This window comes from Amycolatopsis ruanii, from assembly GCF_003385175.1.
Taxonomy (GTDB): domain Bacteria; phylum Actinomycetota; class Actinomycetes; order Mycobacteriales; family Pseudonocardiaceae; genus Amycolatopsis_E; species Amycolatopsis_E thermalba.
Window position 1 is genome coordinate 1 of record NZ_PQHY01000058.1, and the last position, 14,536, is coordinate 14,536.

11 protein-coding genes and 1 pseudogene are annotated in these 14,536 nt (G+C 71.1%); 7 read left to right on the top strand and 5 right to left on the bottom strand.

Features of this window, described 5'->3' with window-relative positions; translation table 11 throughout:
• Positions 1-347 precede the first annotated feature (347 nt).
• Positions 348-1,712, bottom strand: a complete 1,365-nt coding sequence (locus D0D28_RS25775) for a M14 family zinc carboxypeptidase (RefSeq protein ID WP_116113161.1) — start codon at positions 1,710-1,712, stop codon at positions 348-350.
• Between the two features lie 249 nt (positions 1,713-1,961).
• Between D0D28_RS25775 and D0D28_RS25780 the strand changes: the two genes are divergently transcribed.
• Positions 1,962-3,137 (top strand): NAD(P)/FAD-dependent oxidoreductase, encoded by a 1,176-nt coding sequence (locus tag D0D28_RS25780; RefSeq protein ID WP_116113164.1) that lies wholly within the window; start codon positions 1,962-1,964, stop codon positions 3,135-3,137.
• A 20-nt stretch (positions 3,138-3,157) separates the two neighbouring features.
• Here D0D28_RS25780 and D0D28_RS25785 read toward each other — a convergent pair whose 3' ends face one another.
• Together D0D28_RS25785 and D0D28_RS25790 are read right to left on the bottom strand one after the other, a co-directional pair.
• Positions 3,158-3,637, bottom strand: coding sequence for a hypothetical protein (locus D0D28_RS25785; RefSeq protein ID WP_116113167.1), 480 nt, complete (start codon positions 3,635-3,637; stop codon positions 3,158-3,160).
• Positions 3,634-4,882 (bottom strand): annotated as a pseudogene (locus D0D28_RS25790) (MFS transporter). The gene D0D28_RS25785 and the pseudogene D0D28_RS25790 overlap by 4 nt, the downstream one beginning before the upstream one ends.
• A gap of 328 nt (positions 4,883-5,210) precedes the next feature.
• Between D0D28_RS25790 and D0D28_RS25800 the strand changes: the two are divergent.
• From D0D28_RS25800 to D0D28_RS25810, 3 genes are all read left to right on the top strand, one after another.
• Positions 5,211-5,810 (top strand): hypothetical protein, encoded by a 600-nt coding sequence (locus tag D0D28_RS25800; RefSeq protein WP_162831192.1) that lies wholly within the window; start codon positions 5,211-5,213, stop codon positions 5,808-5,810.
• 88 nt (positions 5,811-5,898) lie between these two features.
• On the top strand, positions 5,899-6,351 hold the full coding sequence (locus D0D28_RS25805; protein WP_116113175.1) for a hypothetical protein: 453 nt from the start codon (positions 5,899-5,901) through the stop codon (positions 6,349-6,351).
• Positions 6,344-7,207 (top strand): hypothetical protein, encoded by an 864-nt coding sequence (locus tag D0D28_RS25810; protein WP_116113178.1) that lies wholly within the window; start codon positions 6,344-6,346, stop codon positions 7,205-7,207. The genes D0D28_RS25805 and D0D28_RS25810 overlap by 8 nt, the downstream gene beginning before the upstream one ends.
• 4 nt (positions 7,208-7,211) lie before the next feature.
• Here D0D28_RS25810 and D0D28_RS25815 read toward each other — a convergent pair whose 3' ends face one another.
• Together D0D28_RS25815 and D0D28_RS25820 are read right to left on the bottom strand one after the other, a co-directional pair.
• A complete protein-coding gene (locus D0D28_RS25815) occupies positions 7,212-8,777 on the bottom strand; it encodes an AMP-binding protein (RefSeq protein ID WP_116113181.1) in 1,566 nt (521 codons plus the stop codon).
• Positions 8,777-9,721 carry an NAD(P)H-dependent flavin oxidoreductase gene (locus D0D28_RS25820; protein ID WP_116113184.1) on the bottom strand — a complete coding sequence of 315 codons (945 nt, stop codon included), beginning with the start codon at positions 9,719-9,721 and terminating at the stop codon, positions 8,777-8,779. Before D0D28_RS25820 ends, D0D28_RS25815 begins: the two co-directional genes overlap by 1 nt.
• A gap of 531 nt (positions 9,722-10,252) precedes the next feature.
• On the opposite strand from D0D28_RS25820, the gene D0D28_RS25825 reads away from it, so the two are divergent.
• From D0D28_RS25825 to D0D28_RS25835, 3 genes are read left to right on the top strand one after another with little or no spacing between them, the layout of a single operon-like run.
• On the top strand, positions 10,253-11,191 hold the full coding sequence (locus D0D28_RS25825) for an ABC transporter permease (RefSeq protein WP_094005273.1): 939 nt from the start codon (positions 10,253-10,255) through the stop codon (positions 11,189-11,191).
• Positions 11,192-11,229: 38 nt separating this feature from the next.
• Positions 11,230-12,306 (top strand): sugar ABC transporter substrate-binding protein, encoded by a 1,077-nt coding sequence (locus D0D28_RS25830; protein ID WP_094005274.1) that lies wholly within the window; start codon positions 11,230-11,232, stop codon positions 12,304-12,306.
• A 21-nt stretch (positions 12,307-12,327) separates the two neighbouring features.
• Positions 12,328-14,529, top strand: a complete 2,202-nt coding sequence (locus D0D28_RS25835) for an ABC transporter permease (protein WP_240323350.1) — start codon at positions 12,328-12,330, stop codon at positions 14,527-14,529.
• Positions 14,530-14,536: the final 7 nt, after the last annotated feature.

The following is a 14,536-nucleotide window of genomic DNA, read 5'->3' on the forward strand; positions in this document are numbered from 1 at the left end:
AAGGCTTCTACAACACACGCCGACTACATTCAGCGCTGGGATATCGACCACCGATCGAAGTGCTCGACGAATGGTTCACCAATCAGCAGGTTGCGTGATACAGTCCGCTTGAGCCGCGTCCGAGATTCTCGGAGCACATCAGGGTGGCGGTTTGTGACGCCCGGCAACGGCAGGTGACCCACCTGCCGCCCAGCCCTCCCCCGCTCCCCTGCTCGGCCGTTGAAACAATGAAAAATCGGGGCGCGGCCTCAATCGGGGCGTAGCGGAGCGAAGCCGGCGCTGTCAGCCGCGCGCAGCGCAAACACCCGCGTAGCGGCTACTCACCAGCCACAGGCCGGAGCGGCTACTCACCCAGCCACCTGCGAGGCAGCGGCGAGCACCGCTCCGTACTGCGTCGCCACCAGGTGGCGGATCGGGATCGTCCGGTAGTCGCCCAGCGCGGCGTCCTCGGCCAGCCACTCCGCGTGCCGGGCGGCCACCCGGTCCCGCGCGACCCGCACCGGCGGCCGCGTGTTCCCCACCGCCAGCTCACCGTCCAGCGCCCGCAACAGAATCCCCCCGTACCGCAACCGGAAACTGTGCGTCGCCTCCGCCAGGGACGCCACTTCGGCCACCGTCGCCGGGCGGTCGGCCTCCGGGGTTGTGCTGCGGGACCGGGCACTGCGCGCCCCGGCCGCCATCATCGTCGCGAAGGAGCGGCTCGCCCGCCAGAAGGGGGAGTCCGGCACCATCAGCGCCCCGGACACCGCCTCGATGGTGTCCGTCATCAGCGACGACAGGTCCGCCACCGCCCGGGCGTGCGCGGCCAGCGCCGACGCGTACCCGATGCCGGCCGGGCTCTCGTCGTCCGCGGTGTCCGACGTCCAGTACGGCAGCTCGGTCACCAGCGTGAGCGCCCCGTACCGGCCCGCGTAGGACGCCGTGCTGTCGCCGGCCGAGTTGGTCCACGGCTCGCCCCGGCCGGTCAGGTAGTCGTAGGCCCGGCTGATCGACGTGCCCTGGAAGATCGCGTCGTCCAGCCGCACGATGTAGGGCGCCTCCGGCTCACCGCGGTCCAGCGGCAGCCCGGCGTGCCCGGGCAGCGCCTGCAACACCCGGTGCAGCGCGGGCTCGGGCCGGCTGAGGTAGTAGTAGACCCCGCCCAGCTCGCTGTTGTGCAGCGAGCACACCAGATCCGGGCGGTCGGAGTCGATCAGCCGCATCAGCGCCTGCGTCTCCGGCAGCGCCGCGTCGAAGTAGGCGTCCTTGTAGTCCAGCGGGAACGTCCACTCGACCTGGTCGGAACCGGCCGGGCGGTAGAAGTGCCGCGCGTAGTGCTCCCGGGTGAACGGGCCGGCCAGCCAGCCCTCGTTGAGCCGCAGCCCGTCCGGGTCGATGCACGCGATGATCCGCCACCGGTGCCGCAGCCGCGCCCGCAGCCCGGGATCGGCGCACAGCCGCTCGGCCAGGTGCAGCGCGGTGAGCCCGCCGATGGGCTCGTTGGGGTGCGGCAGGCCGAAGACCAGCGCGGTGGGATCGCCCGGCTCGCCGTCGATCGTCAGGCACAGCAGCGGCTCGCCGTGCCGGGACGTGCCCACGCGCTGGAGCGTCGCGATCTCGCCGTAGCCCGCGGCGAGCCCGCGCAACCGGCGGTGCAGCTCGTCGACGCCCGCGAACGCCGGGTGGTCTCCTACTTCGTCGATCTCCTTGACCAGCCATTCTGGCAGCGCCACGGGCCCCCTCCTCGTCCGTCGTTTCGTGCTCGGTCCAGTTCATCCGAATGTGTCGCGGCGGGCGAGAGCCGACCAGGCGAAACGAGTGGAGCGTCACGTGGTACCGAGGTCGCCGGCCACCTGGTCCAGCTTCACGCGGATCCGGGCGACGGCGATCTCTCGTCCGCCAGCGGAGTGATCCAGGTCACGCGCTGTCACGCTCCGCGGGGCCGCTTTGTCTGATGGTCGACCCCCTGGAAAGGAGACACCATGAGCGGCAACACCGAAGTGGTCGTGATCGGCGGCGGTTATGCCGGAGTCATGGCCGCGAACCGGCTGACCCAGCGCGCCGACGTGACCGTCACCGTGGTCAACCCGCGCCCGGAGTTCGTCGACCGGGTCCGCCTGCACCAGCTCGTCGGCGGCACGCACCCCGCGGTCGTCGGCTACCGCAAGATCCTGCGTGAGGGCATCCGGCTGGTGGTGGACACCGCGACGCGGATCGACACCGCCCAGCGGAGCGTGACCCTCGCCGGTGGCGGCACGATCGGCTACGACTACCTGGTCTACGCGGTGGGCAGCGGCAGCGCGGACCCGAGCGTGCCGGGCGCGGCCGAGTTCGCCCACCCGCTCGCCACGCTCGAAGAAGCCGAGCGCGCCCGGCCGGTCGTCGAACCCGCCGCCGCGGTGACGATCGTCGGCGCCGGCCCGACCGGCATCGAGACCGCCGCCGAACTGGCCGGGCGGGGCCGCGCCGTGACGCTGGTCTGCGGCGGCGAGCTCGGCCCGTACCTGCACCCGCGTGGACGGCGGTCGGTCGCCCGGCGGCTCGCGAAGCTGGGGGTGACCGTCCTCGAAGGACCCGCGGTGACCGCGGTGACCCGCGACGCCGTCCAGCTCAGCGACGGCCGCACCCTCACCTCCGGCGTGACCCTGTGGACCGCCGGGTTCGGTGTGCCCGGCCTCGCCGCCCGCAGCGGCCTGACCACCGACGCGCTGGGCCGCCTGCTCACCGACGAGACCCTGACCAGTGTGGACGACGAGCGCATCGTCGCGGCCGGGGATTCGGCGGCGCCCTCGGGCCTGCCGGTCCGGATGAGCTGCCAGGCCGCGGTGCAGGTGGGCCCGCAGGCCGCCCAGACGGTCCTGGCCCGGATCGCGGGCACCGAGCCCGCCCCGATCGACGTCGGGTTCGCCGGGCAGTGCATCAGCCTGGGCCGTCGCCACGGCATCTTCCAGTTTTCGACGAAGGACGACACCGCGAAGGCCTCCTACCTCGGCGGCCGGCTCGGCGCGGTGGTGAAGGAGGTCATCTGCCGGAGCGTCGTGTGGCAGATGGGCTACGAGGCGCGCCACCCGGGCAAGCGGAAGTGGTGGGCCACGGACGACAAGCGCCGCCGTCTGGTGCGGGACGGGGCGCCGGCCGCCCTGGACCGAGCGGCCTGACGCCGTGCCGGTACCCGGCCTCAGGCGACGCGGACGACGTCCCGCGCCACGGCCGGGTACCGCGCCAGCACCTCCGGATCGTGCCCGGGCAGCACGACGCCGCCCAGTTCGCGGATCCGGTCGAACGCGCCGTAGACCCCGGGCATCGAGTGCAGCAGCGGCGCGGGCCGGTCGTCGTCGAGGTTCTCGTGGAAGTGGCCGGCGTCCGAGGCCACCACGACCGGCCCGGCGGCGGTCGCGACGCGGACGATCTGCATCCCGGCCGTGTGCCCGCCCACGAGGTGCACGCTCAGCCCGGGCCGGACCTCCACATCTCCGTCCACTTCGGACAACCGGTCGCCGCGGAGTGGTCCAGCGCCCACGGTCCGGTCCAGTAGTCCAGCTCCCGCCGCGGCGACCACGATCGAGGCCAGCAGCTCGGTCGGCCGCCCGAGGAAGTGCTGTCCGCGGGTGCCGTTCCGGCGGCCGTAGCAGAGGGCGTGGACCTCGTACTCGCTCACCGCACAGCGCCCACCGGCTCCGCCGGAGCGGTTTCCTCGATGCCCAGCCGCGCGGTCGGGACGCGGTAGGTCTCCCGCGCGGTGGCCACGGCGATCACGTTGACCAGGCACAGCGCCGCGGTGAAGATCGCCACGCCGAGCCACGCGCCGGTGCCGTCACCGGCGACCGCGGCGGCCACGGTCGGCAGGAAGCCGCTGATGGCGAACCCGATCTGGGTGCCGATCGCGGTAACGGACAGCCGCACGCGGGCCGGGAACATCTCGCCGTAGAAGGCGGGCTACACCGCGCTGGTGGCGGTGTAGACGACGCCGAACAGGACGATGCCGACGGCGAAGATCAGCCCCCAGCTGCCGGCCGCGATGGCGCCGAGGTAGGCGAAGATCAGCACCGCGCAGCCCAGCGAACCGGCGATGAACAGCGGCTTGCGGCCGACCCGGTCGGCGAGCCTCGCCCACAGCGGGATCGAGACGACGGCGGCGACGTTGGCGAGCACGCGATGAGCGCCGCGACGATCACCCGTAGCACGTCGGCCCAGTGCTCGCGCAGCAGCACGACCATCGGCAGCTTGGTGACCTCGCCGGTGCGGACCTCCTGCTCGAACACCGGGGTCTCCTCGACCGTGCGGCGCACCAGGTAGCCGACGAGGACCATCAGGGCGCTGCCCCAGAACGGCACGCGCTGCCCCAGGACAGCAGGACGTCCTGCGGCAGCGCGGCGACCGGGAGGAACACGGCGGTGGCGACGATCTGCCCGGCCTGGGTGCCGCTGAGGGTGAAGCTGGTGTAGTACGCGCGGCGGTTCTCCGGAGCGTGCTCCAGCGACATCGAGTTCGCGCTCGCCTGCTCGCCGCCCGCGGACAGCCCCTGCAGCAGCCGCAGCGCGACGAGCATGACCGGCGCGGCGACCCCGGCGGTCTGGTAGCTGGGCAGACAGCCGACCAGCACCGTCGACACGCCCATCAGGAGCAGGGTGAGCACGAGCACCCGCTTGCGCCCGAACCGGTCGCCGAGGTGGCCGAGCAGGATCGCGCCCAACGGCCGCGACACGTACCCGACGCCGAACGTGGACAAGGCCAGCAACGTGCCGGTCGCCGGGTCCGAGACCGGGAAGAAGATCTTGCCGAACACCAGCGCCGCGGCCGTGCCGTAGATGAAGAAGGCGTAGTACTCCAGAGCGCTGCCGACCCAGGCGGCGAATGCCGCCTGCCGCGGACGCGCCCTGTCGGCACCCGGCTGAGCCACCACGTCGTGCTCGCTCTCAATGGACCAAATGGTTAATTGCCGATCCTGAGGAGTTCCGCCGCGGTTGTGGCACCAGTCACACGGATGGGTGAGTAGTTTGGGATCATGACCACGGACATCGCGTCCGACGACGACGGAGAACCCGGAACCGGTTCGCCGGCTCATGCCTCGCCGTCGTCGCCGTGATCGGCGTGGTCCTGACGGGAGCGATCGGGGGCGATCTCTCCGGCAGTGAGACCGGCGTCGCGCTGGCGATCGCCATCCTGCTGTCCGCGGCGGCCGTCCTCTTGGCGGCCGAGGCCGTCCACTGGCACAGGTCGCCAGGGCCCGCGTGCGGGAACTGCTGGAGCACGGAACGCGCGTCCCGGCCACCGTCGTGACGGCGCCGCATCCGCGCCGGGGAGACGCGACGATCGAAGTCACCTACCCGGTCGGGGACACCCGCCGCGCCGCGGTGATCAAGCTCAGCACCGGGCAGCGGTTCGAGGTGTACCAACAGGTCCTGGTCGCCTACGACCCCGCGGACCCCGCTCGCGTCCGCACCCTCGACGACGCGAACGACGATCCCGTCCGGTCCTTCTGGAACCTCGTCCCGCTGCTGGCCGGGCTCGCCGGCACGCCGGTCGCCGCGTTCGCGGCGGCGAGCTGGGCCCGCAGGTGCCACCCGGTGCGCCGCACCGGGTGGCACCCGGCGTCGGTCGTGGTGACCCCGGTCGGGCGGGTGTTCGCCGCCGAGGGCGGTGGGATCGAGCTGAGCGGGGGCCTGTCGATCCGCCGGCCGACGCGCTTCGCGAGCGCCGGGCCGCAGCCGGCCTGGATCGGCGGCGAAGGCACCTGGATGACCGTGTTGTTCCCCCGTGACGGCGGGAAGAGCCGGTACGCCGTCCCGGCGCGCGCGAGCACGTCGCCGCTGCCCGCCCGCGCGCGCTGATTCACCCGAAGGGAGGAGCCGGCTGCTGTATCAGGTCGCGCTCCGGGTGCGTCCTGATAGGCAGGAACTCCCGCCAGGACGGTGAGCTATGCGGAGCTACCACGGTGCGTTGCTGATCGGCGCGGCCCTCGCGGGGTGCGCGGGCGGGTCGCCGATCCCGGGCGAGCAGCCGGCGGACAGCCCGGCCGAAGTCACCACGACCGAGACGGCCGGCACGGGCGCGGACCCGACGACGACCCGCACGTCGAAGAGCGAGCCGCCCGGGGTACCGGGCAGCCCCATCGACTACGACAGCACGCTGCTGCTCGCAGGGGTGGCGGGTGCGCGGGCGGAGATCCTCGCGACCCTGCGCGAGGAGTGCGGGCCCGGCCTCTGCGGGGTGAAGGTGGTGGTCTCCGGACGGGGCGAGTGCGCGGCGAGCATCGGGCCGGACCCGGTGCTCCCGGGCGGAACGATCACGATCAGGGCGAAACCCTGTGAGACGACGGAGGAAACCACCGCCGCAGAGTCCACCCCGGACACCGCCGAGTCCGGTGGCTAGGACCCGGCTGTCGCCGCCGCGCCCGCGGCAGGCGGCCGGCCCGGCCCGCGCGCTGCGGGTGGTCGGCACGCTGGCCGCGAACGCGACGCTGCTGACCGGGCTGCTCTACTACTTCGGTTTCCTGACCACGCAGGTGTTCTTCAGCTACTTCCGGGTGCACTACACGCTGCTCGGGCAGACCACGCCGGAGATACTGGCACGCGGGGTGGACGGGCTGCTGCTGCCGATCGCCGAGCTGGCCGGGGCGGTGTTCCTGGCGCTCGGCGTGATCCGGTTCCTGCGCTTCCGGCTCTCCCGCCGGGCCTGGCAGACGATCCTGCGCCGGGCGACGCCCGTGGCCGCGGTGCTGGGCGCGGCGCTGCTCGCGGTGACGTTCGCGATCGCGCTGGACCCGGTGCCCTTCCGGCGGTTCACCGCGCTGCCCGGGCTCGGTTTCGCGCTGGCCGTGCTGCTGCTGGTCTTCGCGTGGCGGCGGTGGACCGCGCACGGGGTCGCCGAATGGCTGGTGGCGTACGCGCTGGTGACGTTCGGCCTGTTCTGGGCGGTGGCCGACTACGCGGGCCAGGTCGGCGTCCGCCGGGCCTTCGAAACCGAACGCGCGCTCGCCGGCCGCCCCGCGGCGGTCCTCTACAGCGCCCAGAAGCTCAACCTCCCGGGCGAAGTGCACTGCCCCGCCCCGGACGGCGCGTTCCAGTACCGCTACCCCGGGCTCAAACTGCTGCTCCAGTCGGGCAACCAGTACGTCCTCGTCCCGGACGACTGGCGCCGCCCGGAGAGCCCCACGTACGTCCTCCCCCGCACGAACACGCTCTGGCTGGAGTTCAGCCCACCGGGCACGCGCGCCCCCGGATGCTGACCCCTCAGCCGATGCGCCTGCCCTGCCCGGCCCAGTACGGAGCACGCAGCGACTTCTTGTCCACCTTTCCCGACGCGTTCAGGGGCAACGCGGACACGAAGTCCACCGACTTGGGCGCCCACACACTGCCCTTGTGCTCCTTGACCAGCGCGATCAGCTCCCCGGCAGCCACGTCGGACCCCGGTTTCGGCACGACGACCGCCTTGACCGCCTCGCCCCACTTCGGGTCGGGCACGCCGAACACCGCGCACTGCGCGACCGCGGGGTGCTGGGCCAGCACGTCCTCCACCTGCCTCGGGAACACGTTGAACCCGCCCGACACGATCATGTCCTTCTTGCGGTCGACGAGGTAGAGGGAGCCGTCGTCGTCGAGGTAGCCGATGTCGCCGGAGTGCACCCAGCCGTCGCGGATCGCCTCGCCGTCCAGCGCGGGATCGAGGTAGCCGACCATCTGCCCCTCCTGCCGGGTGCAGACCTCCCCCACGTCGCCGACCGGCAGGATCCGGTCGGACTCGTCCTGGATGCTCATCTCGACGTGGAACATCGGCCGCCCGGCGGACGCCAGCCGCGCGACCTCCTCCGGCGTGCCGAACCGGTGGTCCTCCTTGCGCAGCGTCGTCATGAAGCCGGGCTCGTGGCCGGCGTAGGTCTGCACGAAGATCGGCCCGAGCGCGGCCAGCGCCTGGCGCAGGCGTTCGGGCGCGATCGGCGAACCGGCGTAGACGACCGTGCGCAGCGACGAGAGGTCCGTGTCCGCCAAGCGCGGGTGGTCGAGCAGCAGGTACAGCGCGGTCGGCACCACCGCGGTCGCGGTGACCCGCTCCTTCGCCACGGTGTCGAGCAGCAGGTCGATGTCCAGGGTGGGCAGCATGACGTTCGTCCCGCCGCGCATGAACGTCGGCAGCACGAACGCGCCCGTGAAGTGCGTGAGCGGCGCGCCGTGGGCGAACACCTCGCCGGGGCGGGTGTCGGCGATCTCCAGGCCCGCCGTCACGATGTAGTGCGACCAGGCCTCGTGGGTGTAGATGACGCCCTTGGGCGTGCCCGTCGTGCCCGAGGTGAAGGCGACGTAGGCGAGGTCGCCCGGCGCGGGCTCGGGGACCGGCGTCTCCGTCGGCGCCGCGCTGAACACCATCCCGTAGTCCCAGGTGTCCGCCAGGTCCTCCCCGCCGCCCAGCCGGATGTACCGCCGGATGCCCGGCAGCCGGCCGCGGAACTTCCCGACGACCGGCTCGAACTGGGAGTGGTAGACCAGCGTCGAAGCTTCGGACTGCTCGAGGAAGAACGCGAGGTCCTCGGCGGAGGCCCGGGCCGGCATCTGCACCGTCGCCGCACCGGCCTTCCAGATCCCGTGCTGCGTCGGGATGAACTCCAGGCAGTTCGGCATCAGCAGCCCGACCCGGTCCCCTTTCCGCACGCCGAGCTCGTGCAGGCCGTTGCCGACGCGGTCGGACCACTCCCGCAGCTCCCGGTACCGGATCCGGCGGTCGCCGTCCACGATGGCCACCCGGTCCGGGTAGTACGCGCAGGCGCGGTCCAGGACGCTGGGCAGCGTTCCCCACAACGACATCAGAACTCCTTTCCGGCCGCGCAGGCCTCGGGCAGGGGATCGACGGGAACGGCCCGGAGGGCCGAGGCGTATTCCGCCCGGGTCGTCTCGACCAGATCGGCGACGCTCTGCACGCGGTGCACGCCGTGCGCGCTCTGGCCGGCCGCCCAGGCCCGCGGTCGCTCGAGCAGCGTCCGGAAGTCGAACCGGGCGGGCTGGTCCGGGCCGTGGCCGGCGGTGGCGAGCGAGGCGGCGAGGAAGTTGGCGGGCAACCCGCTCGGCCCGCGGGAGAGCACGATGTCGTCGAGCGAGGCCTCGACGAGCGCCCGCCGGTAGTCGTCACCGGCGAGGCTCTCCTCGGTGGCGATGAACCTGGTGCCCATGTACGCCAGGTCCGCGCCCAGCAGGCGGGCGGCGAGCAGCGCGACACCGTCGCTGACGCCGCCGGCGAGGACCACGGGCCCGTCGTAGCGCTCCCGCACCGCGCGGACGAAGGCGAACGGGTTGTTCCACCCCGTCTGCCCACCGGCTCCGGAGGTCAGCAGCACCAGACCGTCGGCGCCGGCCGCCAGGGCCCGGTCCACGTGGCGCAGGGTCGCGACGTCGGCGAACACGAGCGCCCCGGCGTCGTGCAGCGGCCCGATCGCCGGCTCCGGGGATCCGACGCTGGTGATCACCACCTCGGCGCCGTGCCGCACGAGACAGTCCACGTCCTCCCGCAGCCGGGGGTTCGACCGGTGCACGACCAGGTTGGGCGCGACCGGGGCAGCCGCGGCGGGCAGGGCCTCCCGGATGTGGGTCAGCCACCGGCCGAGCTGGGCGGGAGTCCGCGCGTTGTGCGTCGGGAACGAGCCGACGACGCCCTGGCGGCAGGCGGCGACGACGAGATCGGGACCCGAAACGGCCGTCATGGGCGCCGCGATCAACGGCAACCGCAGCCGCGCGGCCCAGGAAGAAGGAAGCATGCGGTTTTCTCCGAGCGAGGACTGATCGGCACGAAAAGAAAAGGGAAGAATCGGCAAAAGGAAATCAGCGCGACAGCGAATACGTCACACCGCTCCCGGTCGCGTTCGTGTGTCTATCTAACGCCCGATAAGTAGGGCACGAAGCGGCCGGTTTGTCAAGTTCGCATCGCGGACAACCCGCCCGGCGCCCCGCAGTCGGTTGAAGCTTTGACCATTCAGGACTGAAACTCCCTTGCCCGACATGGACTTTTGCCCGACATGGAGCACTTGCAGACACCGGCCGGACGCGGTCCGCGATGCCGAAGCGTTACCCCGCCACCCCACCACGGGCGCGGCCCACCTCACCCCAACGGGTGGTAACTCGCCCCCGCGGACCACGCGGACTTGTCTGGAAAACGAACCCGTGTATCTTTTCCGTCAATCCTATCTAGTGCTCGCTAGACAGCCCGCGCATCGGACAACGGAGTAGCGATGAGCGCAGTTCTACCGAGGTCCCGACCATCATTCGCGAACCGGATTTCCCAGGAGCAAGTGGTCCTGTTCGTGGTCGTGGCCCTGTTCGTGGTCTTCAGCCTGACCCTCGACGGGTTCCTCAACGTCGACAACCTGGTCAACCTGGTCCGCAGTGTGTCCGCACTGGGGATCTTCGGGGTGGCCATGGCGGTCGTGGTGATCGCCAGGGGGATGGACCTGTCCCTCATCGCCTCGATGGGCGTGGCCACCGCGGTGGCGATCCAGCTGATGCGCACACCGGTCAGCACCCCGGTCGCCCTGCTGACCGGCCTCGGCATCGTCGTCATCATGGGGCTGCTGAACGGGTTCCTGATCGCCTTCGTGGAGATCCCGGCCCTGTTCGCGACGCTGGCCTCCGGCCTGCTGGTCTACGGTCTCGCCCGCACCACCGTCCTGGACGGACTGATCGCGGAGCTGCCCGGCGACCGCCAGTTCGTCCTCGCCCTGGGACAGGGCACGGTGTTCGGCATCCCGGTCCCCATCATCGTGTTCGCGGTCGTCGCCGTGCTCGCCCAGCTGATGCTCTCCCGCACCCGCGGGGGACGCTTCATCTACGCCCACGGGGACAACGCCGGCGCGGCCGCGCTCACCGGCATCGCCGTGCGGCCGCTGACCGTGTTCGAGTACACGGCCAGCGCCGCGATCGGGTTCGTCGGCGGCCTGGTCACCGCCGGCGCGGTCGGCGGGCTCAACACCCAGGTCATCGACGGTTCGCTGATCTACGACGTGCTGCTCGTCGTCGTGGTCGGCGGCATCAGCCTGGTCGGCGGACGCGGCAGCGTCGCGAGCGTGGTGGCCGGCACCGCGCTGATCGGGATCATGCTCAACGGCATGACGATCATGAACATGAACACCCACGAGCAGGACATCGTCAAGGGTCTCATCCTGCTCGCGGCCCTCGTGCTGGACAACCGGCTGCACCCGCGCGACGAAGAGACCGTCCGCCAGGGCGACTGACACCCCAGACATCCACCGAAGGACAAGGAGGTCCTCCCATGCGTCCACTTCGTACCCGCGCGGTCCGCGCGCTCGCACTCGGCGCCGCCGCGGTGCTGATCGCCACCGGATGTTCCACCGGCACCAGGGCGAACTCGACGTCGGCGGGCAGCGGCCAGATCCCGCCGACCGCCTCCGCCGGTGAACTGCGCAACCACGCCCTGCGCAGCATCGAGGGCAAGACGGTGGCGTTCGTCCCGGTGGGACTGGGCACCCCGCTCATGGAGGAGTGGAACCGGCAGATGGAGACCGGCTTCAAGGCGGCCGGGCTGAACTACGTCCTGCGCGATCCCAACTGGGACACCGCGAAACAGGCCGAAGCGGTGCAGTCGCTGATCAACGAGAAACCCGCCGTCCTGGTGGTGCACAACTTCGACGTGCAGATCCTCGCCAAGCTCATCCAGCAGGCCGAGCAGGCCGGGATCTACGTCATCCAGATCAACATGGTGAGCAACTACAAGTCGGACGCCTTCGTCGGCGCCGACACCATCGACCTGGGCCGTCGCATCGCGACCGACATCGTCAACGAGTGCGGCGCGAACACCCCCACCTCGCACGAGGTGCAGATCGTGCAGGGCGACGCGACCTCCGGCTTCACGCTCGACGTGATGGCGGGCGCGAAGGAGATCTTCGACCAGCACCCGGAGATCAAGATCGTGTCCACCCAGGCGGCGAACTGGGACCGCACCAAGGCGCACGACATCACGGCGACCGTGATCCAGCAGCACCCGAACCTGTGCGCCAGCTGGGGTTTCTGGGACCAGATGCAGTACGGCTCGGCCGCGGCGATCAAGGAGGCCGGCAAGCTCGGGCAGGTCAAGGTGTTCACCTCCGACCACAGCTCCATCACCTGCGAGGGCATCCGCGACGGCATGTTCCACCAGTCCTACGGCTACTCGGTGCCCACCCAGGGCAAGGACATCGTCGCCATCGCCAAGTACCTCCTGCAGTCCGGGCAGGCGCCCGGCACCGCCCGCATCGCCGACTACACCCCGCTGGTGAAGATCGACAAGACCAACTGGAACCAGCCCAACATGTGTTACGACGGCAAGAGCGACGGGCTCACCGTTTCCTGACCGGCACCGAGAGGGACCGCCATGACGGCAAGTACGGAAGTCCGGCCCGTGCCCGCCCGGCGCCGGCCTCCGGAGCGCAACGTTCTGGAGAACGAGAACCTCGGCACCCGGCTGCGCCACCTGCGGTACCGGTTCTCCCCGCAGCAGTTGTTCGCCGAGCTGTTCGAGAAACGGTGGATGGAACCCGCCATCCCGCTGGCGATCCTGGTCGGGGTGATCGTCTTCTTCTCGATCGCCGCACCGGGTTTCGCCACCACCGCGAACCTGTTGTCCTCGGCCACCGAGCTGGCCGAGATCTCACTGGTCTGCCTCGGCATGGCGGTCGTGATGATCTCCGGCGGGATCGACCTGTCCGTCGGCTCGATGTTCGGGCTGTGCAACATCGTGGTGCTCCTGCTGATCACCGTCGTGGGTGTGCCCGTCGTGCCGGCGATCCTGCTGACGATCGTCGTCGGCGCGGTCCTCGGGTCGGTGAACGGGTCGATCGTGGCCTACCTCAAGGCGCGGCCGTTCCTCACCACGCTCGTCACGCTGATCATCTTCCGCGGCGTCCTCAACCTGCTGGACCTGCACTACTCCGCGCAGACCGCGATGGTGTTCCTGATGGACCCGGTGTGGGACTGGTTCAGCACGGGCAAGGTGGCCGGCATCCCGTTCAGCTTCGTCACGCTGCTCGTCGTGCTCGTCGCGGGGCACCTCCTGCTCAGCCGGTCCCGGTTCGGCTGGCACGTGACCGCCGTCGGCGCCAGCCGGCGGGCCGCGCGGCACGCCGGCATCCGGGTGGAACGGGTGCTGCTGCTGGGTTACGTGATCTCCGGCGCCCTGTGCGCGCTGGCCGGCGTCTTCTACGCCGCGCGCCTGGGCAGCGCGAGCGCCCGCGTCGGCGAGGGCATGGAACTGAGCGTGCTGACCGCGGTGATCCTCGGCGGCATCAGCCTCTCCGGCGGCAAGGGCACGGTGTGGCGGGCGTTCATCGGCGCGGCCACGATCAGCCTGCTCGGCAAGGGACTGCTGCTGATGGACGTCGGCGGCGAGGTGCTGCAGACGGCGCTGGCCGTCGTGCTGATCATCGCCGTCGGGCTCGACACGAAGTGGGGCAAGAACCGCGGCAAGGCGATCCAGAAGACCTACGTCAACCCCACGCTCGTCGAGTACGGCACCCCGCCGGACGTGCGGCCCGGCTCGGGCACCCGGTACGAGATCAACGACCGCCTCAGCGACGCCGAGGAGATCGGTCTCGGTGAGGTCGAAGGGCCGGAGGACGTCATCCTCGACGACCAGGGCCGGATCTACTGCGGCACCCGGCAGGGCTGGATCCTGCGGTTCTCCGGCGAGGACTACCGCGACCGGGAGATCTTCGCGCGCATCGGCGGCCACCCGCTGGGGCTGGCCTTCGACTCCGCGGGCGACCTGATCGTCTGCGTCGGCGGCATGGGCCTGTACGCGGTCTCACCCGACGGCAAGCACCGCAAGCTGTCCGACGAGACGAACCGGACCTGGACCCGCCTGCGGGACGACTCGCGGCTGCGCCTGCCCGACGACCTCGACATCGCGCCGGACGGCAAGATCTACTTCAGCGAGGCCACCAACCGGTTCGAGATGGCCGACTGGGTCCTCGACGGCATCGAGGGGCGGCCCAACGGGCGTCTGTTGTGCTACGACCCGGCCACCGGCAAGACCCGCACCGCGGTGCCGGACCTGGTGTTCCCCAACGGGGTGTGCTGCTCCCACGACGGCGAGTCGGTGCTGATCGCCCAAACCTGGCTGTGCCGCATCCTGAGGTACTGGCACAGCGGCCCGAAGAAGGGCCGGCTCGAGGTGTTCATGGACAACTTCCCCGGCTACGTGGACAACATCAACCGCGGCTCCGGCGGGGCCTACTGGATCGCGATCTGCGGCATGCGCTCCCCCGCCTACGACCTCGCGATGCGGATGCCGAAGTTCCGCCGCCGCATGATGAAGCGCATCCCGCGCGACGAATGGCTCTACCCCAGCATGAACCACGGCTGCGTGGTGCGGGTGTCCGAGCGGGGCGAGGTGCTCGACACCTACTGGGACCCGGGCGGGAAGAAGCACTCCACCATCACGTCGATGCGCGAGCACGACGGCTACCTGTACATCGGCGGGCTGGAGAACAACCGCATCGGCCGGATCAAGGTGCGTGAGGTCCCCGCCGCGGCCGCCGGCGAGGCACGCCGGACGCGCCACGCGTCGGTGAGCTGAGGAGGAA